This is a genomic window from Agromyces sp. NSFZ (genome assembly GCF_056156205.1).
The window spans coordinates 907,038-926,917 of sequence record NZ_CM149585.1; the positions used below are offsets into that span (position 1 = coordinate 907,038).

Annotated in this window: 18 protein-coding genes; 7 read left to right on the plus strand and 11 right to left on the minus strand. The window is 69.9% G+C overall.

Annotated features, from left to right (window positions below; genetic code table 11):
• Positions 1–134 precede the first annotated feature (134 nt).
• Complete coding sequence (locus ACVFI9_RS04390; RefSeq protein WP_474764827.1) at positions 135–767, plus strand: MarR family winged helix-turn-helix transcriptional regulator; 633 nt, start codon at positions 135–137, stop codon at positions 765–767.
• Here ACVFI9_RS04390 and ACVFI9_RS04395 read toward each other — a convergent pair.
• The 8 genes from ACVFI9_RS04395 to ACVFI9_RS04430 are packed head-to-tail and all read right to left on the minus strand — an operon-like array spanning position 704 to position 9,381.
• Complete coding sequence (locus ACVFI9_RS04395) at positions 704–1,960, minus strand: MFS transporter (protein ID WP_474764828.1); 1,257 nt, start codon at positions 1,958–1,960, stop codon at positions 704–706. The two genes, ACVFI9_RS04390 and ACVFI9_RS04395, sit on opposite strands and share 64 nt — an antisense overlap.
• A gap of 8 nt (positions 1,961–1,968) precedes the next feature.
• On the minus strand, positions 1,969–3,219 hold the full coding sequence (locus tag ACVFI9_RS04400) for a 2-hydroxyacyl-CoA dehydratase (RefSeq protein WP_474764829.1): 1,251 nt from the start codon (positions 3,217–3,219) through the stop codon (positions 1,969–1,971).
• Entirely contained in the window at positions 3,216–4,310 is a 1,095-nt protein-coding gene (locus ACVFI9_RS04405; RefSeq protein WP_474764830.1) for a 2-hydroxyacyl-CoA dehydratase, read from the minus strand. Before ACVFI9_RS04405 ends, ACVFI9_RS04400 begins: the two co-directional genes overlap by 4 nt.
• Entirely contained in the window at positions 4,307–5,542 is a 1,236-nt protein-coding gene (locus ACVFI9_RS04410) for a CaiB/BaiF CoA transferase family protein (RefSeq protein WP_474764831.1), read from the minus strand. The genes ACVFI9_RS04405 and ACVFI9_RS04410 overlap by 4 nt, the downstream gene beginning before the upstream one ends.
• Positions 5,539–6,672, minus strand: coding sequence for a CapA family protein (locus ACVFI9_RS04415; protein WP_474764832.1), 1,134 nt, complete (start codon positions 6,670–6,672; stop codon positions 5,539–5,541). Before ACVFI9_RS04415 ends, ACVFI9_RS04410 begins: the two co-directional genes overlap by 4 nt.
• Entirely contained in the window at positions 6,669–7,496 is an 828-nt protein-coding gene (locus ACVFI9_RS04420) for an amino acid ABC transporter ATP-binding protein (RefSeq protein WP_474764833.1), read from the minus strand. Before ACVFI9_RS04420 ends, ACVFI9_RS04415 begins: the two co-directional genes overlap by 4 nt.
• On the minus strand, positions 7,496–8,440 hold the full coding sequence (locus ACVFI9_RS04425) for an amino acid ABC transporter permease (RefSeq protein ID WP_474764834.1): 945 nt from the start codon (positions 8,438–8,440) through the stop codon (positions 7,496–7,498). Before ACVFI9_RS04425 ends, ACVFI9_RS04420 begins: the two co-directional genes overlap by 1 nt.
• A gap of 20 nt (positions 8,441–8,460) precedes the next feature.
• Entirely contained in the window at positions 8,461–9,381 is a 921-nt protein-coding gene (locus tag ACVFI9_RS04430; RefSeq protein WP_474764835.1) for a transporter substrate-binding domain-containing protein, read from the minus strand.
• A 216-nt stretch (positions 9,382–9,597) separates the two neighbouring features.
• Here ACVFI9_RS04430 and ACVFI9_RS04435 point away from each other — a divergent pair, with 216 nt between their 5' ends.
• A complete protein-coding gene (locus ACVFI9_RS04435; RefSeq protein ID WP_474764836.1) occupies positions 9,598–10,932 on the plus strand; it encodes an alpha/beta fold hydrolase in 1,335 nt (444 codons plus the stop codon).
• Positions 10,933–11,195: 263 nt separating this feature from the next.
• Positions 11,196–11,942 carry an SGNH/GDSL hydrolase family protein gene (locus tag ACVFI9_RS04440; protein ID WP_474764837.1) on the plus strand — a complete coding sequence of 249 codons (747 nt, stop codon included), beginning with the start codon at positions 11,196–11,198 and terminating at the stop codon, positions 11,940–11,942.
• A gap of 116 nt (positions 11,943–12,058) precedes the next feature.
• Here the strand turns inward: ACVFI9_RS04440 and ACVFI9_RS04445 are convergent, their stop codons facing one another.
• The gene (locus ACVFI9_RS04445) at positions 12,059–13,489 is read right to left on the minus strand and encodes an HNH endonuclease signature motif containing protein (protein WP_474764838.1); all 1,431 of its coding nucleotides are present in this window, start codon (positions 13,487–13,489) and stop codon (positions 12,059–12,061) included.
• Between the two features lie 248 nt (positions 13,490–13,737).
• Between ACVFI9_RS04445 and ACVFI9_RS04450 the strand changes: the two genes are divergently transcribed.
• On the plus strand, positions 13,738–16,362 hold the full coding sequence (locus ACVFI9_RS04450) for an ATP-dependent Clp protease ATP-binding subunit (RefSeq protein ID WP_474764839.1): 2,625 nt from the start codon (positions 13,738–13,740) through the stop codon (positions 16,360–16,362).
• Positions 16,363–16,538: 176 nt separating this feature from the next.
• Positions 16,539–16,868: an anthrone oxygenase family protein gene (locus ACVFI9_RS04455; RefSeq protein WP_474764840.1), complete on the plus strand. Its 330-nt coding sequence runs from the start codon at positions 16,539–16,541 to the stop codon at positions 16,866–16,868.
• On the opposite strand, the gene ACVFI9_RS04460 is transcribed toward ACVFI9_RS04455, so the two are convergent.
• On the minus strand, positions 16,857–17,054 hold the full coding sequence (locus ACVFI9_RS04460; RefSeq protein WP_474764841.1) for an alpha/beta fold hydrolase: 198 nt from the start codon (positions 17,052–17,054) through the stop codon (positions 16,857–16,859). The two genes, ACVFI9_RS04455 and ACVFI9_RS04460, sit on opposite strands and share 12 nt — an antisense overlap.
• A 475-nt stretch (positions 17,055–17,529) precedes the next feature.
• Between ACVFI9_RS04460 and ACVFI9_RS04465 the strand changes: the two genes are divergently transcribed.
• Positions 17,530–17,940 carry a hypothetical protein gene (locus ACVFI9_RS04465; protein WP_474764842.1) on the plus strand — a complete coding sequence of 137 codons (411 nt, stop codon included), beginning with the start codon at positions 17,530–17,532 and terminating at the stop codon, positions 17,938–17,940.
• Between the two features lie 365 nt (positions 17,941–18,305).
• Positions 18,306–19,118 (plus strand): hypothetical protein, encoded by an 813-nt coding sequence (locus tag ACVFI9_RS04470; RefSeq protein ID WP_474764843.1) that lies wholly within the window; start codon positions 18,306–18,308, stop codon positions 19,116–19,118.
• Positions 19,119–19,300: 182 nt separating this feature from the next.
• On the opposite strand, the gene ACVFI9_RS04475 is transcribed toward ACVFI9_RS04470, so the two are convergent.
• Complete coding sequence (locus ACVFI9_RS04475) at positions 19,301–19,720, minus strand: DUF1801 domain-containing protein (RefSeq protein ID WP_474764844.1); 420 nt, start codon at positions 19,718–19,720, stop codon at positions 19,301–19,303.
• Between the last annotated feature and the right edge of the window lie 160 nt (positions 19,721–19,880).

The following is a 19,880-nucleotide window of genomic DNA, read 5'->3' on the forward strand; positions in this document are numbered from 1 at the left end:
GGGCCGGGTCGAGGGCGGTGGAGGATGCCGCGGGCTCGGCCGATTCGCTGCCCCATTTCTGGGGTCTCCTGAGGTCGGGGCCGAATCGGCCTGCACGCGCTGCTTACTCCGCGGGGGATTGGTAGGGTCTCAACGTGGATGACATCGTGCCGGACCCCCGCGGGGAACCGGCGACCGCGCGGCTGAACTACAGCGCGTACCGACTCGCTCGTGCGCTGAACCGCTTCGCCGAGAATGCCGCACTCGCGCACGGGGTGACGTTGTCGCAGTTCCTGGTGCTGCAAGTGCTCGGTGAAGGCGTGCCGCTGTCGAATGCGCAGCTCGCGCGGCGAACCTTCGTCAGCGCGCAGGCCGCGCACACGGTCTCGAACGAATTGATCGAGTCAGGGCTGGTCGAGCGCGGCGCGCATCCGTCCAACAAGCGAGTCCGGCTCGTCCAGCTCACCGAACAGGGTTGGGACGTCCTCGGCCAATGCCACGCCGAACTCCGCGCGCATGAGGATCGGCTTTCGGAGATGCTCGGCGGCGAGGTGCGCGGCTCGCTGGCTGAGGTCCTCGACCGCAGTGCGCAGGCGCTGGCGGGCGGGTACTTCGGCGATGACGAGGCCGAGGTGGCGGCGATCGCACGACGCGAATCGTCGATCCGTCCGCGTCAGATCCCGTCGAGGCTGGCTCGGGCGCGCATGCGCGCCGCCGCCACCGCTCACGAGGACGATTCTGCTCTCGACGAGGATTCACGTTCCGACGACTCACGCTCCGGCGACTGACGGCGGCGCGCCGGGTCGTGCTTCGGGGCCCGGATCGCGACCAGTAGTGTGCAGGCCAGCGCTGCGAGCCCGCCGACGAGCAGCGACACCCGCCCTGAAGACGCGTCGATGACCCAGCCCATGAGCAGTGCGCCGAACGGTGCCATCCCGTAGTTGCCCAGGGTGACGAGGGACATCAGGCGACCGATCGCGTGCGGTGGAGCCGACGATTGTGCCGCGGCGTTGAGCACGCCGTGGTAGTACCCGATGCCGAGGCCCAAGAGGGGCGCCGCGAGCAGGAACAGCGTCAGGGTCGGCGCCGCAGCGTTCAACAGCAGCGCCGTGCCCAACGCCGAGGTCGCGGTGATGAGCGATCGCACCGTCACCCGCGGGAGCGCCGCTGCGATGAATCCGCCGATGATCGCTCCGAGGGCGTTCAACGCGTGCACCGCACCGACGCTCGTCGCGTCCCCGCCGAAGGAGAGATTCACGGTCGCCGTGAGCACCAGGCCGAAGTTCAGGGCGAGCAGGGCGATGATCACGTTCGCGATCAGCAGGGTCGAGATCGACCGGTCCCGCAGGAAGTCGACGGATCGCACGGGTGCGCTCGCCGAACGAGCGGGGCGCGGATGCATCGAGCTCGGGCGGATCGCGAGGAGCGAGATCCCGACGAGCAGGAAGGACGCGGCATTGATGAGCATGCACGCCGGAGCGCCGAGGGCCTGGAAGGCGATCCCCGCAAGCCCCGGACCGATCGACCGGGCCGCCGCGAGGGCGATCGTGCTGATCGACACGGCGCTCGTCAGGGTCGCCGGCCCCACCAGCTCGAAGATGATCGCCTGTGCGGCCACCCGATCGAAGGACTGAACGGTGCCGAGCGCCGCGATCAGCCCGAAGATCAGCCAGAGATTCGGTTCGTCACCCGCGACGACGAGCGCGAGGGCTGCGGCGACGGCGGCAGAGAGCGTCGAGGTGATCAGCAGGATCGTGCGCGGACGCATCCGGTCGGCGAGCCGACCGGCCGGTACGCCGAACACGAGGAGCGGGAGGAACTGGGCCACGGTCACGCCGCTCAGCGCCTGCGCGCTCCCGGTGGACTCGAGCACGACGAGCTGCAGCGCCAGGTTCTGGAACCACGTCCCGGTGTTCGACGCGACCTGTCCCGCGAAGTACAGCGCGAATCCGCGCTGCCTGAGCGGCCCGAAGGCACCCATGGCGGGCGTCAGTCTCGCTCGGGCACGCGTGCGCCCAGGAACTCCGCGATCCGCTCGGGAATCCGGGCCGCTCGCACGGACCGGGCATCCGAGTTGTTCGCCCGGATCTCCAGCACGGGGATGCCCTCGGCCTCGAGCGCCTCGGTGATGAACCCCGAACCCGGCGTGTCGTCGGCGACGAGGTGCACCACGCCGTCGACGTCGTGCCCGAGCGCCTCCTTGACGTACCACTCCGATGACCACGGGGGCACGTACAGCTGATCGGTGAACCCGACGAACCGCGCGGCGAGCGCACGCATCGGGTCGTCGCCGTAGCGGGGATATCCGTCTGCGGCGATGGCGAGGTACATCGACCACACGAACACGGCGCCGAACTCCTCGTGGAATCGTTGGTACATCCCGAGGTCGGTCCAGAGGCCGCGTCCGATCCACATGAGTCGTCGTCGCTCGCCGGGGCACACGGCGTGGCCCGCGTCGACGCGGGCGGCGACGTCCTCGTACAGCGACCGCGCCGCGTCCACGGCCCACCGCGTCCCTCGGTGCCACTGCGGCACCATGACCGCGGGCATCGTGTCGTTCACCATCACGGGCGTCGGCCGCGCGGTCGCGATGAGATCACGCGTGCGGCGGTTCCACTCGGCCTGCTCGTTGCCGAGCGCCAAGATCTCGCTCAGGCGATCGGCATCGAACCGGCGGCCGGTGCGCTCCTCGAGCCAGGCCACCAACTCCTCGAACTCGGCCTGCAGGAGGTCGAGCCGGTCGGTTCCGAACGCCGTCTCCCAGTCGCGCGGGGCGAGCTCCCACCAGCGCGGCGGGACAGGATCCGCCCCAGTGCGGGAGAGCAGGAAGGTCTCGGTGCCGGGACGCTCGCCCCACTGCTCGAAGATCTTCTGCGTGACATCCCCGCTGCGCTCCGCGATCGCGAAGTCGGGCGTGGGGAGTCCGCCCCACGGGCGCTGCTCGGCGGGCAGGTCCTGCTCGCCGAGCGGCATGGCGTCGTACTGGAGGCTGAAGTCGGGAAGGCCACGGGCGACGAGTCGCTCCAGGGCGGCGGGCCCGGCCTGCTTGGCCGCGATGATCGACGACCACCACTGCGTCACCACGTAGGGGATGTCGAGGGCGCGGAGGATCTCGTGGGGCGCGTCGGCGTTCACGAGCGCGAGCGGTTCTCCCGCTCGGGCGCGTTCGGCGGTCTGGGCGAACCACTCCCGCTGGTGTCGCGTCGCGGCGACGGCGGAGTTCAGGCGGTCGTCGGTCATCGGGCCGCCTGTCCCGCAGCGGCGAGTTCGCCGGCCAGCGCCGACGCCGCCTCTTCAGCCTCACGCAGTGCCGCCTCGGGTGCGATGCGGGTACGCGCCGCGAACGGCAGCCCGCGATGCTCGGCGACGGCGCGCTGCGCGGGCAGGTCCCACACCGGGGCGTCATCGAGCTCGCGCACCAGGGCGAGCACGCCCGAGGCATCCGTCTCGATGAGGCGCCGTTCGAGCTCGGTCGCGCGCTCGCGCGTGCATGCGCGCGCGGCGAGCGGTGGGCGCGCGGCGTGGTGACGCGCGAGCCGGGCGATCGCCTCGTCGAGGTCAGCGCCGTCGACGGCGTCGCCGATCCAGGCCGCATCGCCGGTGTCGTGGTCTTCGCCGACCACGACGAGTCCGGCCGCCTCGATGACCCGGTAGACGGATGCGTCGGGGTGCGCGCTGCCGGTGACGAACACGGGCTCACCGTCGTGAGATTCGGCCGCGGCATCCACCACCGCCGTCGCCTGCTCGGGCGGCAGCGTTGCGGCCGCGCGGTAGGCATCGAGCGCCGCGGCACCGCTGCACTTGCGAGCGCGGCGCCGACCGCGAAGCGTCGTCAATGCCCGGCCGAGTTCGCGTTCCCGTGCGGCGGCGAGGCGAAGGCGCTCGGCGTCGACGCGTACGCCGGTGAGCGATTCGCAGAAGGCGGCGAGGCGCTCGTACTGGCGCCCGACGAAGCGGTCGCGCGGGGCACCGCCGCCGCGCGGCGCGTCGAGCAGGTGCACGGGGAACGGCACCCGGCCTCGCTGCGACAGGATGCGAAGCACGTAGAAGATCCGCAGGTCGGCGGCGGAGTCGTTGCACACCACGAGCCCCGCGAGGTCGTCATGCGCACCCGAGAGCACCTCGTCGAGGATCCGCGCCGCACAGGCATCGACCGCACCCAGGAACTCCCACGCCTCCGCCGAGAACGGCGTCGACCAGCTGCCGAAGATACGCACCGGCGTCGCGCCCACGGCGAGCACGAGTTGCCGAGGCACGTCGGCGCCGATCACCCCGATGCGCGGTGCCGCGGATCGCGGCCCTGGCCCAGCCCCTGCGTCAGCACCGGTCACAGCACGCCCTCCGCGTGCAGCTGCGCGATCCGACCCTCGTCGAATCCCGCGGCACGAAGCACCGCATCCGTGTGCTCACCGAGCGCCGGCGCGGGCTTCGCGAGCGTGACGTCGCTCCTCGAGAAGACCATCGGCAGCCCCGAGCCGTACAGCCCGTCGAAGTGCCCGAACTTCGGATGCACCAGGGGCAGCACCTCACCGCGCTCCGCGACCTGCGGATCGCGCACGGCCTCAGCGGTCGAGCGCACGGGGGCGGCCGGTGCGCCGTACGTGTTGAGCGCCGCAATCGCGTCGTCGTTGGTGCGCTCCGCCGCCCAACCCGCGATGAGTCCGTGCAGGCGGTCCGCGTTGGCCACGCGCGCGTCACGGGTGCCGAAGTCGTCGGACGCGAGGAGGTCGTCGCGGCCCATCGCCCGCAGCACTCCGCTCGCGAACTGGTCGGTCGGCGCGCAGATCGCGATCCAGCCGTCCGCCGTGCGGAAGGTGCCGAAGGGCGCCAGTCGCGGCACGTAGGCGCCGGTGCGCAGCGGGAACCCGATGGATTCGAGCGCGTCGAACGGTTCGCAGGCCACGAGAGAGGTCAGGGCCCCGAGCATCGACACGTCCACGTGCTGGCCCTCGCCGGTGCGATCGGCGTGCAGCACCGCCGCGAGCGTGCCGATGACGGCGAACAGCGGTGCGACGAGGTCGCCGACCGGCAGTCCGAATCGCACCGGCGGGTCACCGGGTTCGCCCGCCGTCATCATGACGCCGCTGAGCGCCTGGATGATGGTGTCCATCGCCTTGCGGTCGTTGTGCCCGTCGGTCGCGCCGAAGCCGCTGATCGAGGTGTACACGAGCTTCTCGTTGAGGCCGCGCACCGAGGCGTAGTCGATGCCGAGCCGCTTCGTGACGCCCGCGCTGTAGTTCTCGACCACGATGTCGGCCTCGCGGATGAGGTCGAAGAGCACCTCACGGCTTCCGGGGCGCTTGAGGTCGAGGGTGATCGACTCCTTGCCTCGCCCGCGGAGCATCATCGAGACCGACATGTCGTCGGGGGAGGTGCGTCGCACACTGAGCCCGTCCTGGGTGACGTACGGCGAGTTGTTGCGCGAGGAGTCGCCGCCGCGTGCGGGGTTCTCGACCTTGATGACGCGCGCGCCCAGTCCCGCCAGCAGCAGCGTGGCGTAGGGTCCGGCGAGCGCCGTCGTCAGGTCGATGACGGTCTTGCCGGCGAGTGGTGCGGTGCTCATGCGGGGTTCTCCTCGGTGCGGATGATCAGGCGGTCGCCTTCCCAGTCGAATTCGGTGGTCAATGCGGCGGCGCGGGTGATCTCGCGGAGGTACTCCCCGACGCCCTCGCCGCCCTGCGTCCGCGAGAGCGGAACGGGGCGTGCATCGTCGTCGATCCAGCAGGGGATCATGGATGCCCCGACCGACCCGCGCTCGTCGATCTCGAGCACGGCGATCGCGGCGTTGCGGCTCTCGGGGTGGAACGGGTACTCCGGCATCGCCGGATCGGGGTCGAACCCGAACAGGGCTCGCCGCTCCCGGGCCCAACTGCGGCGCTCGGGGCTGTCGTCGTCAGCGCCCGAGAGGGCACGCGTCACCGTGACGAAGTTGCCCAGGCCGTGGAAGATCGGTCGTCCCCGGTAGATTTCGACGCCCTTGCAGATGTGCGCGTGATGGCCGATCACCGCCGCCGCGCCGGCGTCGATCGCGGCATGCGCGACCTCGCGCTCGTAGTCGGCGAGGTCGACCGGCTGGTGCACGAGTCCCTTGTGCAGCGCGACGATGACGAACGTGTCGGATGCCGCGTGCCGGCCGATCTCCTCGGTGAGCCGGCGCAGGCTGCGCGGTTCGGCGAACGTGTAGATGCGCGGTGGGCCGCCCGGGTTCGCACCGCGGGGCTCGTAGTGGGTGACGATCTCGACGTAGGCGCATCCGGGCTTCTCGCTCCCGGCCCAGGTCTCGCGCGGCCCGACGCAGTTCACGCTGAGCACGACGATCCTGCGGCCGTCGTTCTCGACGACCGCGGGCTCCCAGGCCTCGTCGAGGTTCGCGCCCGCGCCGGTCACGGCCAGTCCGCGAGCGGCGCAGTGCGCGCGCGTGTCGGCGATGCCGTCGCCGCCGAAGTCGAAGACGTGGTTGCCCGCGAGCGTGAGCACGTCGAAGCCCGCGGCGGCGACCCCGTCGAGCGCGCTCGGAGGGGCAGGCAGGGCCGGGACATCCGTCGACATCGAAACGGTGGCATCGGTGTGCGGCACCTCGAGGTGGCCGATCGTGACATCCGCCTCGCTGAGCACGCCGGAGACCGACGCGAACAACCCGGTGGTGTCGGTGCGCTCGAGCACCAGGTCGCCCGTCGCGTAGACGACGGTCATCCGCTCACCTCGCGCGAGGCCCGACCGGAGCGCGCCAGGAACGCCTGCAGCCGTTCCGAGCGCGGGTCCTCGAAGAAGTCCCGGGCAGGGCGGTCCTCGATGATGCGACCGGCCGCCATGAAGACGCAGCGGTCGGCGACGTTTCGCGCGAACTCCAGCTCGTGCGTCACGACGACCATGGTGCGTCCCGTCGATGCGAGCTTCTTGATGGTCTGCAGCACCTCGTCGACGAGTTCTGGGTCGAGCGAGCTGGTCGGCTCGTCGAAGAGCAGGATGCGCGGATCCACTGCGGCACTCCGCGCGATCGCGACGCGCTGCTGCTGGCCCCCCGACAGGTGACGGGGGTACGCGTCGGCCTTGTCCTCGAGGCCGACCCGGCGCAGCAGCTCCATGGCGCGCTCGCGCGCCGCCGCCGGAGACGACCCGTGCACCACCATGGGCGCCTCGGTGATGTTGCGCAGCACCGTCCAGTGGGGGAAGAGGTTGAACTGCTGGAACACCATGCTCATGCGGCGCTGCTGGCGCCGCCGGCCTGCGTCGGCGAGGGGGCGGAGGTGGCCGTGGCTCTGCTCGTAGCCGAGCAGCTCGCCGTCGAGGAACATCGCGCCGCCGTCGATCGACTCCAGTTGGTCGATGCATCGCACCAGGGTGGACTTGCCCGAACCAGACGGCCCGAGCACCGCGACGACCTCGCCCTCGTAGACCTTCAGGTCCACGCCGTCGAGCGCGACCTGGTCGCCGAAGTGCTTGCGCAGGCCGGTGACCTCGAGCACTGGGGGCTTCTCGGTGTCGGGCACCGCGATCAATCCGGATGCCTCGTGCATCAGTTCGCCTCCATCGTTGTGCGGGCTGAGCGGGCGGCTCGTCGCATGCCGCCGCCGCCGCGGGCGGGCCGTCGCATGCCGTCGCGCGCGGCGCCGCGGCCGAAGTGCCGCTCCACGCGTCGCTGGATGAGCGTGAGCACCGTGACGACGACGAGGTACCAGATCACCGCGACGATGAGCATCGGCACGACCTCGTACGTGCGGTTGTAGATCACCTGCACGGCGTGCAGGAGGTCGCCCATCGCGATCACGCTCACGAGCGACGTGCCCTTGAGCAGCGCGATCACCTGCGATCCCGTGGGCGGGATGATCACGCGCATGGCCTGGGGCAGCACGATGCGGCTGAAGGTGTGCCAGCGGCCGAAGCCCATGGCGGATGCCGCGTCGTGCTGGCCCTGGTCGACCGAGAGCATACCGGCTCGCACGATCTCGGCCATGTACGCGGCCTCGTGGAGCGACAGGCCGATGATCGCGGCCGTCAGCGGCGTGATCAGGTCGTTCGTGCTCCAGCTGAAGAACTCGGGACCGAACGGCACGCCGAGCGTGATCCGAGGGATCAGGTAGGCGAGGTTGAACCAGAAGATGAGTTGGACGAGCGGAGGGATGCCCCTGAAGACGCCGACGAAGGTGATGGATGCCGCCTTCACCGGCCAGAAGTCGGAGAGCTGACCGGCTGCGAGCACCGTGCCGAGGATCGAGCCGAGGATCATGCACACGATCGTGAGCATGAGGCTCATGCCCAGCCCGAGCAGCACGCTCGGGTTGAACAGGTACTCGGCCACCACGTCCCACTCGAAGCGCTCGTTGCTCACGAGGAACCAGAGCACGCTCAGCGTGACGAGCAGGATCAGCGTCCCGCCGATGATGCGGGCGGGGCGGATGCGACGGCGCGCGGTCGCGACGTCGATGGCAGCGGTCGCCGGGGCGACTGGTGCGTTGGTCATCAGGGGCGCCTCCGTCATGTTCAGCCTTCGGTCATGGGGTTCAGCGACGGCTCATCGACCGTGACATCCGTGAGATCCCATTCCTTCATGATCCGCTCGTACTCGCCGTTCTCGAAGATGCCCTCGAACGCCGCGAGCATCGCCGGCGCGAGCTCGTTGCCCTTGGGCATGAACATCGCCAGCAGGTCGATGCCCGCACCCTGCTCCTCGGACTGCACGAGGTACTCGTACGTGTCGGGCTCGGCCGACTGCAGGTCCTTCGCTGCGGTCTGCGTCGTGCCCGCGTAGTCGGCGCGGTCGGAGTTCAGCGCCAGGAACGTCGCGTTGGTGTCCTCGAGGCCGATGAACTCGGGAGCGGGCAGCCCCTCTGCGGTGCACCACTCGGTGTATCGGGCGAGCTGGCTCTCGGTGACCGAGCCGGTGACGCCGGCGACGCGAGCGCCGCAGAGGGCTTCGGGGTCGCCGAGCTCGTCTTCGCGATCGCTGAGGTAGAGGTACGACGTGCGCGTGGTCATCCACACCACCGCGTCGAACTCGGCCTCGCGCTCCTTGGTGGTGCGAACGGGGCCGTTGAACGCGTCGTAGCGACCCGACAGCATGCCCGAGAGCATGGCGTCGAGGCCCGATGCCGTGCTGATCTCGAACGGAACGCCGAGCTGCTCGGCGAGGGCGGCCTGGATGTCGGGGTCGATGCCGGTGATCTCACCGTCCTCCTCGATCGTGCGGTACGGCGGGTGGGTGTCGCCCGCGATCGTGATCTTGCCCGCGTCCTTGATGGCGTCGGGCAGCAGGTCGTACGCCGGAGCCTCGGTGTTGACGCCGTTCTCGTCGACGGCCTCGGCGTCGGTGGTGGCGGCGTCGCCCGAAGGCGAGGAGCAGGCGGCGAGCAGCAGCGCGGCCACGCCGGCGACGGTCGCCATTCCGAACTTGCTGAGCTTCATGTCGTTCTCCACATCATTGTGAGCGCAAGGGGCACGGGGGGTCGTGCAACCAAGGAATATCATGCTGGATGATATTTTTGGCGGCAAGTGCGCACGGCGAATTTTGTACAAATGTTATCAACCGGGTTGATACTTTCGCGGAGCGGTGCCACAGTCGAATCGGCTCGCAACGGCCGCACGTCCACGGACACGCACCTTCGAACAAGGGAGTTCTCCATGCCCGGAAGCCACCGTCTCAGGAATGCGGCGATCGCCTCGGTCGCCGCCGCCGCACTCGTCGTCACGGCGACTCCCGCTGTCGCCGACGACGGCGTGGATCGCATCATCGAGGGCATCCTCGCCGACACCACTCCGTACCGATTCGTCGTTCCCGATGATTGGGACGGCACGGTCTTCGTCGACCTGGATTTCGCCGGCGGCCCCGTGAACGCCGCGAAGCAGGCGCTCATCGACGGCGGTGCCGCGTACGGCGGAACCACTCGCTCGGTCACCGGCTGGAACATCGGCGGCGCCATCGCCAACCAGATCGACGCGCTCGACGCGTTCACCGAGGCCGTCGGTGAACCCCGCCAGGCGATCGCGATGGGCAACTCGATGGGCGGCTTCGTCGCCGCGGCCACGGGTGAGCTGCATCCCGACCGCATCGACGGCGTCGTCGCCGCATGCGGCGGACTGTCGGGCACCGTGTCGCAGTGGAACCAGAAGCTCGACACCGTGTTCGTGCTCTCGGAGCTGCTCGACCCGGCGGGCACGCTGCCCGTCGTCGACATCCCGGTCGACGTGCCCGGTGCGCAGAACGCCTGGATCTCCTTCCTCAGCGCGGCCCAGCAGACGCCCGAGGGGCGTGCCCGCATCGCCCTGGCCTCCGCGATCGGACAGCTTCCGGCGTGGTCGCGCGCGATCGCCGACCCCGACCCGGCCGATGCTGCGACCTACCAGCAGGCCTGGTTCGGAGCGCTCGCCGGCGACCCGCTCCCGTACATCGGGCAGGCCATGAGCAGCCGCCGCACGATCGGCCTGGTCTTCGGCGGCCTGACGTCGTGGAACACGGGCATCGACTACGTCGAGCAGTTGCAGAAGGCGTCGCCGCAGGCGCGGCAGGTCGTCGCGGAACTCTACGAGCAGGCGGGGCTCTCGCTCGAAGCGGATCTCGCCACCGTCAACTCGGCGGAGCGGTTCGAGGCCGACCCCGAGGCGGTCGAGCGCTTCGCCGCGGCGTACCAGTTCACCGGCGAGATCTCCGTTCCGACGGTGACGCTCAACGCCGTCGGCGACCAGATCTCGACCGTCGCGCAGCAGAGCGCGTATGAGGAGCGCGTGACGAAGGCCGGGAACGCCTCGCTGCTTCGTCAGACGTACGTCGCCTCGGCTGGGCACTGCAACTTCTCGGCGGCCGAGACCGTCGCCGCGGCGAACCTGCTACTCGACCGTCTCGAGACGGGACACTGGGGCGACGGATGGAACGCTACCCAATTGAATCGTGCGGCCGAAGCGCTCGACCTCGGTGCGGCCCGGTTCTTCACGTTCCACCCCCACCGGTTCAACCGGTAGGCGGCCGGCGCACGGCGGAGGCTTCGGCGCACCTCCGCTGCCGCAGAGACCCCGGCGGTGCTGCGCGAGCGTAATTAATGCCTCCGCTCGCGTGGCGCCGCCGGCTTCACCCCACCGATCGCGAATCTGCGACCGTCGGATGTCGCGAAACCCGGTGCAACCCCTTCCGAGTCGGTGTCATCCCTCCTAGATTCGGAGGTTGCGGCCCGGCCCGGTGCTGGGCCGCATCGGGCGATGCATCCGATCGAGTGGTGGAGGTCTGCATGTCGACGAACATCGGCCGCACGAGGGGTCGATCGCGCGCGCTCGCCGCGATCGTGATCGCGGCCACGGCGTGTCTCGTGGTGACGGGCTGCGCGTCCGGGGGCTCGCCGTCGCCCGACGCGACATCGGCGACGCCGAATCCGGGCCCGACGGCCTCGGCGTCGGCGTCGGCGTCGGCGCGCCCGGCGTCGTGCGGTACCACCGCCGACGGGCTGACCTTCGCGGTCATCGGCGACTCGATCACCCACGCGGAGAGCCCCGATTTCGCCGCAGGAGAGATCGACCCGGTGTCCTGGGTGTCATTCGTGTGTGATGAAGGGTTCGCGTTCGCCGGCGGCTGGGCCGAGTGGGGCGCGACGACGGCGAAGATGGCCGAGTCGGTGGTGGCGCCCGTCGACGCTGAGACGCTCGTGCTGCTCGCGGGCACCAACGACCACGCCCTCGCCGTCCCGTTCGCCGAGACGACGGCGAACCTCGACCGGATCGTCCAGACGGTCGGGATCGTGGACGTCGTCGTGGTGTCGGTCCCGCCGATGGCCGCGTATCCGGCCGGGGCTCCCGAGCTCAACCAGCGGCTTGAGGAGCTTGCCCGTGCGCGCGGGTGGCGGTTCGTCGACGCGTCGGCCGGGCTTCGCGACGCCGACGGCAGCTACCAGGAGGGGATGACTTCCGACGGCATCCACCCGTCAGAGGAGGGCTCGCGAGTGCTCGGCGAGGCGATCGCCGAGGCGCTGAGAGACGGATGACGCCTTCGCCGTCGCGCTCCGACCGGTTCTCGAGGGCCGGAGAATCCACCCGTGCTCGTAAACCCGATTCCGGCGCTGGCGGCGCCATGTGCGCGGGTGAACGCCGCCGAACGGCGTCATGCCGCCCGGTCTTCACGCAGCTCGAAACGGGCTCGGCCGCCGAGCCGGGGAACCTGCGCCGGGTCGAAGTGCGGTGGTGGGATGAACCACACCTCGGTCGGGCCCGCGTGGATGCGCCATCCGTCGCGGTGGATCATGTGGTGGCAGAAGCTGCAGAGCATCACTCCGTTCGACAGGTCGGTCGGGCCGGTGTCGCGTTCCCACCAGTCGATGTGGTGGGCTTCGACGTATCCGATGTTCTGGCCGCATGAGGCGCAGCCACCGTCGCGTTCGCCGAGCGCGAGCCGCTGCGCCTTCGTGAACAGGCGGGCGGCTCGGCCCAGGTCGAGGGGGAGGCTGTCGCCCCCGAGAACGGCGGGGATGAGCTCGGCGTCGGCGGCCATGCGGCGGGCGGTGCCCGCTGAGACGGGCTGTTCGATACCGTCGATGCGGGCGTGCCCGAGGCCAGTGAGCAGGGTGTCGAGGTCGACGCGCACGACGACCGTGGTCTTCGCGAGGGGCGTGGCCGTCTGGGTGCAGCCGAGCGCGTGGCGGGCGAGCGCGGCGAGCGCGTCGGTCTGGATCTGCGGGATCGTGCGGTGGTCGTCGATGACCGGGCGTGGCTCGCCGTCGCCGGCCTGGCCTTCGCCCGGCTCGCGTCGGCGCAGCACGTCGCTGACGAGCGCTTCGATCGCTGCCTTCACCGGGGCGGCGTTTTCGGGGTCGAGTCGGGCATGCAGGTGCACCATGCCGCGGCCGTCTTCTCGCATGGTCAGTGAGCGCTCCATGCGGAGCTCGTCTTCGCGGGGTTCGACGCCGTCGGGATCCAGTCGCGCCTCGGCTTCCGGCACTCCACGCAGGAGGGTCTCGAGCGGCACCCGCCCGGCGAGGTCGACCAGCGCACGCTCGACGACCTCGACTCGAGCCGCATCCGCCCGGATCGATGCCCGGTCGAGCATCGCGGTGATCGCGGATGCCGCCTCGATGCTGATCGCGGCCGACTCGAGGGCGTCGGCGATGTGCCGATACCGTGAGGGGAGCCGCTCCCCGGTGAAGGTCTGCCGCTCCGCGGTGGCCGTGCCGACCGCGATCAGCCGACGTGCGTCGCCGTGCGACCCTCCGGTGGCCGCGGCGACGAGGCGGGTCGGGTTGTGGAAGCCCTGCGTCTTGGCGAACCCCGTGTCGCCGAACTCCGGCCCCGACCGCTTCGACACCTCGGCCGCCACCCTGGCCAGCACGGCGTCGACATCACGCCGCACCCTGGCGAGTGCATCGGTGACCTGCATGAGCCCGGCATCGCTCAACTGCTCGACCTCGACCTGCGCGCCCCCGCGAACTGCGCCCCACGCCGGCGACCCGCCCGCCCAGACGTCGCACAGCGCGGCGAGATCTCGCTGAAGCGCAGACAGCGCACCGAGCGGATGCCGAGGGGCCGGGGGCTGTTCCATGCTTCGATCCTGCACCCACCCACTGACATTCGATCGAGCAGAAAAGCATTACTGATCGGGCCATTTCCCTGTGGAGAACTCCGCCGGATAGTCGCCTGTGGAGGACGAGTCGCTAGGCAGCGCCCGTCGCCCGCGGCATCCGTCTCGCTCGACCGTGCGCGAGCTCCGTCCGAGCGTGCCCGGGAATACGCCCGCCCGCACCGCGTTGAACTTGAGCGTACCCAACTCAAGTTCCCAGGAGGACCTAGGTGCCCGACAACTTCAACGAGGCCGGCGCGAGCTCGTTCGACGAGTTCCTCGCCCGCTACCTCGCGGGTGAGCAGGCCAGGCAGGCGCGGTCGATCGACCTCAGCCGGTTCCTGACCTCGCGCACCCAGAGCATCCTGCAGCGTGCCGGACGCTTCGCGCTCGAGCGCGGGCAGACCGAGCTCGACGCGCTGCACATCCTGCGCGTCATCGTCGAGGACGAGTCCGTCGCGCAGGCGATCACGCGTGTGGGCGCGAGCCCCGAGCGCATCATCGAGGCGACCGAGGCACGGCTGCCCGCGGCATCCGCCACCCGCTTCGACGAGCTCAGCGAGCGCGTGAACGCCGCGACGATCACGCCGAGCGCGAGCCGGGCGCTGTTCCACGCGTACCAGGTCGCGCGCTCGAGCGGGTCGACGTACATCGACCCCGAGCACCTGTTCTTCGCCTTGGTTCTGGGTCAGGATGCCCCCGCCGGGCAGGTGCTCGCGCGCGCCGGCGTCACCGCGGACGCGCTCGCGGCCGGCCTGGGCGAGCACGTCGAGACGCAGGGCGCGGGCCCCGAGGCCGCCGGCATGGGCGAGCAGGCGGATGCCGCGGCATCCGCCACCCCGATGCTCGACAAGTTCGGCATGGACCTCACCCAGCGCGCCGCGAACGGCGAGCTCGACCCCGTGATCGGCCGCGCCGACGAGATCGAGCAGACCATCGAGATCCTCAGCCGCCGCACGAAGAACAACCCCGTGCTGATCGGCGAGGCCGGCGTCGGCAAGACCGCGATCGTCGAGGGCCTGGCCCGCGCGATCGTCGAGGAGAACGTGCCCGAGGCGCTGCTCGGCAAGCGCGTCGTCGCGCTCGACCTGCCCGGCATGCTCGCCGGCACCCGCTACCGCGGCGACTTCGAGGAGCGCCTCACCAAGACCATGGAGGAGATCGCCGACCACAAGGGCGGGCTCATCGTGTTCATCGACGAGGTGCACACCGTCGTCGGCGCCGGCGGTGCCGGTGAGGGCGGCATGGACGCGGGCAACATCCTGAAGCCCCGCCTCGCACGCGGCGAGCTGCACCTGGTGGGCGCGACCACGCTCAAGGAGTACCGCACCATCGAGAAGGACCCCGCGCTCGAGCGCCGATTCCAGCCCGTCAAGGTGGGCGAGCCGTCGATCGAGGACTCCGTGCTCATCCTGCAGGGCCTGCGCCCCGCGTACGAGGAGCACCACGGCGTCACCTACACCGACGAGGCCCTCCGCGCCGCCGTCGAGCTCAGCGCCCGGTACCTCACCGACCGGGTGCTGCCCGACAAGGCCATCGACCTCATCGACCAGGCCGGCGCGCGCCTGCGCCTCAAGCTGGGCGTGAAGGTGGATGTCTCGGAGTTGATCGAGCGGCTCGCGACGCTCGAGGCCGACAAGAACGCGGCCGTCCGTGCCGAGCACTACGAGGAGGCGTCGCGCATCCGCGACGAGATCGAGAAGGTGCAGGAGCGGCTGGACGAGGCGACGGAGAAGGCGGCCGCGCAGGGTCGCGTCGCGACCTCGGGTTCGACGGATGCCGCAGCCGACGCCGCTTCGACGACCGTCGACGAGGCGCAGATCGCCGCCGTGATCTCGCGGGCCACCGGCATCCCGGTCAATCGGGTTACCGAGGGCGAGCGCGAGCGCCTGGCTAACCTGGAAGGCGAGTTGCACGCTCGAGTCATCGGGCAGGACGACGCCGTCACCGCCGTCGCGCGCTCGGTGCGCCGCAATCGCACCGGCATGGGCGACGCGAAGCGTCCCGTCGGCTCGTTCCTGTTCCTCGGACCGACCGGCGTCGGCAAGACCGAGCTGGCCCGTGCGCTGGCGTCGAGCCTGTTCGACGACGAGGGCGCGATCATCCGCTTCGACATGAGCGAATTCGGCGAGCGGCACACCGTGTCGCGGCTCGTCGGAGCCCCTCCCGGCTATGTCGGTTACGACGAGGCCGGCCAGCTCACCGAGCGCGTGCGGCGCAACCCGTACTCGATCGTGCTGTTCGACGAGATCGAGAAGGCGCACCCCGACGTGTTCAACCTGCTGCTGCAGGTGCTCGACGACGGACGCCTCACCGACGGCCAGGGTCGCACGGTCGACTTCCGCAACACGGTGGTCATCATGACCTCGAACCTCGGTTCGGAGTTCCTCGCGTCGCGGTCGGGTGCGCTCGGCTTCGTGGCATCCGCTGACGGCTCTGGGTTCTCGTCGCAGGACGACGTGCGCCAGCGCGTGATGGGCAAGGTGCGCGAGGCCATGCGCCCCGAGTTCCTGAACCGCATCGACGAGATCGTCCTGTTCCAGAAGCTCACCGCCGACGAGATCGGGTCGATCGTGCGGCTGATGCTGGGCGCGACTTCCGCTCGTCTGGCCGCTCGCGAGATCGGCTTCGAGGTGACGGATGCCGCGGTGGCGCTCCTTGCGGAGCGCGGCTACGAGCCCGAGTACGGTGCCCGTCCGCTGCGCCGCCTGATCCAGCGCGAGATCGACGACCGCATCGCCGACCTCTTCGTCACGGGTGACCTCGGTGACGGCGAGGCGGTGAAGGTGGATGCCGCCGACGGCGCGTTCGTCGTGGCATCCGTGCCCCGCGCCACCGTGTCGATCGCCGCCTGAGGCCACTGGTCGTCGAGTAGCGCCGCCGCAGGCGACGCATATCGGGACGCACGCACCACGAACAGAACGCCCGGCTCTCGTCACGAGGGCCGGGCGTTCTCCATGGATGCCGCCGCGGCGGCACGCTCGGCAGAGCGGTCACCCGGCGGCATCCGGTGCCGATGTGCCGGGGTGGCGTGTCGATCGTGCCCCTGGTCGTGCTGCTCATCCCGCAGGGGCCGGTCGCGTTCGTGGCTGCGCTGTCGGCGCTTGCACTCTGGATCGGCGTCATCGTCGTGACGCTGGTCTTCAACGCTCCCGTGAATGCGCTGGCCGCCCGGTGGGATCCGGAGTCGCCGCCCGAGAACTGGGAGGAGCTGCGAGCCAGGTGGCACCGTGGACAGGCCATTCGCACGCCACTGGCCGTGGCGGCCTTCGTAGGAATCGCCCTCGCCGCCCTGCTGTGGGGAAGTGGCGGGTGGCGCCCACTTGGCCGAGAGCGGCGGTTGGCGCGGTCACGGCGGTGAGCCGGCCTCCCGTGGGCGTGCCGCCGAGTCGAGGTGGGCGAGAATCGCGCCCTCGACGCCGGCCGACGCCGGGTAGGGGAAGACGCGGTCCACTCCGTCGAGCCAGAGGTGCGCGGAATCCGGAATCGACGCGGCGAGCCGACGCCCGTGCTCGATCGGGATGAGATCGTCATCGGTGCCGTGCACCACAGCGTGGGCACCGCGAGCGTCGCCAGCGCGGATGCGCGCGGCCGCGTCGCGGCGACCGCCGCCTGGTGCTGCCGCAGCGCCGGAGGTTCAGCCTGTGCCGCTCACGCAGGTCGTACAAGACCAGCGCGGCGTTCTCGGCCACGTCGAGCCCCTCCGGTGATGCCATTCCGGAGCACCGCCGTCCAGACTGGGCGACGCCCACGAAGCTCAACCGACGCTGGTACGTCTTGCGCTTCGTGCCGCTCCGTGAGAAGGCGAAGGTATCGACGCCCGCACGCCTGCGTGACCTGAATTGCTACATCGACGAGAACTCGCGCTCGACTCGATGAAACGCGACTTCGACGCGGAGACCGTCCGGGCACTGCTCGACGAGCTCGTCAGGCGGCTCGAGGCCCGCGGCGTTCGCGGCACCATCCGGGTCGCCGGCGGCGCAGCCATGTTGCTGCACTACCCGGATGACCCTGCGGTTCGCGTGACGCGCGACATCGACGCCCTCATCGAACCGTCCGATGAGATCGAGGCCGTCTTTGCAGAGATGACAGCCGACCTGGGCTCCCCTCGCGGTGGCTGTACGCCGCGGGCCGGGGATTGTTGCGGGTCGGCGACCAGAGGACCGAGGCATCCGTTTTCGGTAACCATCGCCGGCGAGCGGGAGCTCATCGCGATGAAGATGGCGGCGGCGCGCGACAAGGACTTCGTCGATCTCGGAATTCACGCTCGCCACCTCGAGATCACTGACCCGGCGGAGCTGGTTCGCGTTGCGTACGAGGTCTGCGGTGACGACGCGGTCGAGCTGCCCGACGGTCGCGAGTCGTATCTCTGGTACGCGCAGAGCGTCATCGAGGACGCGTACCGACGGAGGCGACGTTCTCCAAGGCACTGAGGGCAGCTCACCTCGGCGCCCCCGGCTGCTCATGACGTGTATCCGTGCCATCGCGCCATCGTGGAGACGCCCGCGGTGGCGTAACCCTGCCCGCCCAACCAAACAACCCCTCCTCCGAATCCCGGGTTCCTGTGACTCCAACCGCAGGAACCCGGAATTCACGCATCCCGACGCCACCAGCGGCGTAGTTGCGTCGCGCTCTTCGGTGCCGAAGTGCCGAAGTACCGGATCTCGACGGCCCGGCTCTCTGAGTAGGGACCGGGGCCGTCGAAATGCGGAGACCGCGGGTGTGACCATCGTCCCGTGGGCACGCGATGGATTCCGTTACGCTGACCGCACGTTTCGTTCACGCTTGGGGGAGCACGATGGAGGCCGAGAGCGACGCGCAACCGCGCGCAGAAACGCCGGGTACGCCAGCACTGGCGACGAAGAAGCGGTGGTGGATGGTCGGCGTCGGAGCGGTCGCCACTGCCTTCCTTGCCGCCTTCGGCGCTTGGCTCTTCTCGCTCGTGAGTCCCGTCCTCAACAGGCCGTTCGAAGAGCAACCACTCGAGGTTCACGTCGACGATTCCGAGACGGAATGCGACAGCTACGCCCTCCCCGCGTCGCTTCTCAAGGACATTCCGGTGGAGCCTGTCGACGATGGCTTTCCCGCCCAGCTCGCGTCCTTCGACGGCCAGTGGATCGTCGCACACGGCGGGCTCCCGATCGTTTCTCGAACGATTGAACTAACGTTGCACGGCAACGGCGATGAGACCGTCGTCATCCACGACATCGATGTGATCGACTTCGAGCCGATAACGCCCGACGAGGAGATGATCGTGGTGTACGAGTGTCTTCCGATGGGCGGCGAGATCGATGTCTCAGCGCTTGCCGCGGACTTCTCGAGCAAACCACCGGTACTCGAGTTGACCGATCCGGAATTGCGCTTCCCGTACCAGGTGGCGAAGGACGATCCCGAGGTCTTCGACATCTTCGTCGCCGACATGGGGCCCGGCGACGCACAGGCGTGCTTCTGCCGCTGGAATATCGGCATTACCTGGAGCGCGGGAGAAGAACAGCATCAGACGGTCATCGAAGGTGAGTCGATCGGGGTCGCGACCGCGATCCCCTTGAGCGGGTGGCAGGACTACTGGTTCGTCGACGGTGCTTGGTCGACGGATCCGTTGGCCGATTGAAATCGGTCGGTCGCCGCGTGCGCCGCTCGCTGCGGGTAGTTGACGACGAGCTGCGCGATCGTCGATCCCCGCCGGAAGGCGCGGGCCGCCGAACCGGAACCACGCGGCGAGGGCAACCAGGCCCGCGAGCAGGCCGCCGGCGACGGCGAGCGTGGTGCGGGAGAGCCGGGCGCCCCGTGCGCTCATGTCTGCGGCCGCGTGTCGGCGTGGGCGCGCTCCAGCAGCTCTCGCAGCGCGCTGCGATCCACCCCCGTCAGCCGCGTGAGGTAGAGGCAGACCTTGCTCGCACGATGCGGGCCAAGCCGGGACATGAGGTCGGGCCAGCGCTCGGAGAAATGCTCGGGGAGGTAGATCGTGTGCTTCGTCGGGCCCGGCGCGAAGGCGAGCCGTGGAGATCGACCCGCGCGCCCGCTCTCGTAGCGGTACTCGAACGCTCCGAACCCGATGATCCGGTCCGCCCAGACGACGGGCGGCTCTCCGCTGATCTCGCCGAGCATCGCGAGCAGTTCGTCGGCCTCGGCGCGGCGAGGGCCCGTGGCGTGGTCGAGCACGTCGGCCACGGGGAGGTCCGACGGTGACATCGCGGAGTGATTCGCCGACATGGTTCCTCGAACGTGTTCGACAGCCCAGCGTACTCCGGCAGGTCGGGAGGAGGTATCGCTTCGCGTCCGGCTCGGTACCGAAGTACCGAAGTACCGAATTACCGAATTACCGAAGTACCGCCTCTCCGGATCGAGATCCGGGTGGGTCGTCATCTCTCGA

Bases quoted from the DNA above. Each gene is read 5' to 3' on its own strand.
- ACVFI9_RS04395 (WP_474764828.1), bottom strand. From the start codon at position 1,960: ATGGGTGCCTTCGGGCCGCTCAGGCAGCGCGGATTCGCGCTGTACTTC.
- ACVFI9_RS04400 (WP_474764829.1), bottom strand. From the start codon at position 3,219: ATGACCGACGACCGCCTGAACTCCGCCGTCGCCGCGACGCGACACCAG.
- ACVFI9_RS04410 (WP_474764831.1), bottom strand. From the start codon at position 5,542: ATGAGCACCGCACCACTCGCCGGCAAGACCGTCATCGACCTGACGACG.
- ACVFI9_RS04415 (WP_474764832.1), bottom strand. From the start codon at position 6,672: ATGACCGTCGTCTACGCGACGGGCGACCTGGTGCTCGAGCGCACCGAC.
- ACVFI9_RS04420 (WP_474764833.1), bottom strand. From the start codon at position 7,496: ATGCACGAGGCATCCGGATTGATCGCGGTGCCCGACACCGAGAAGCCC.
- ACVFI9_RS04425 (WP_474764834.1), bottom strand. From the start codon at position 8,440: ATGACCAACGCACCAGTCGCCCCGGCGACCGCTGCCATCGACGTCGCG.
- ACVFI9_RS04430 (WP_474764835.1), bottom strand. From the start codon at position 9,381: ATGAAGCTCAGCAAGTTCGGAATGGCGACCGTCGCCGGCGTGGCCGCG.
- ACVFI9_RS04435 (WP_474764836.1), top strand. From the start codon at position 9,598: ATGCCCGGAAGCCACCGTCTCAGGAATGCGGCGATCGCCTCGGTCGCC.
- ACVFI9_RS04440 (WP_474764837.1), top strand. From the start codon at position 11,196: ATGTCGACGAACATCGGCCGCACGAGGGGTCGATCGCGCGCGCTCGCC.
- ACVFI9_RS04445 (WP_474764838.1), bottom strand. From the start codon at position 13,489: ATGGAACAGCCCCCGGCCCCTCGGCATCCGCTCGGTGCGCTGTCTGCG.
- ACVFI9_RS04470 (WP_474764843.1), top strand. From the start codon at position 18,306: ATGGAGGCCGAGAGCGACGCGCAACCGCGCGCAGAAACGCCGGGTACG.
- ACVFI9_RS04475 (WP_474764844.1), bottom strand. From the start codon at position 19,720: ATGTCGGCGAATCACTCCGCGATGTCACCGTCGGACCTCCCCGTGGCC.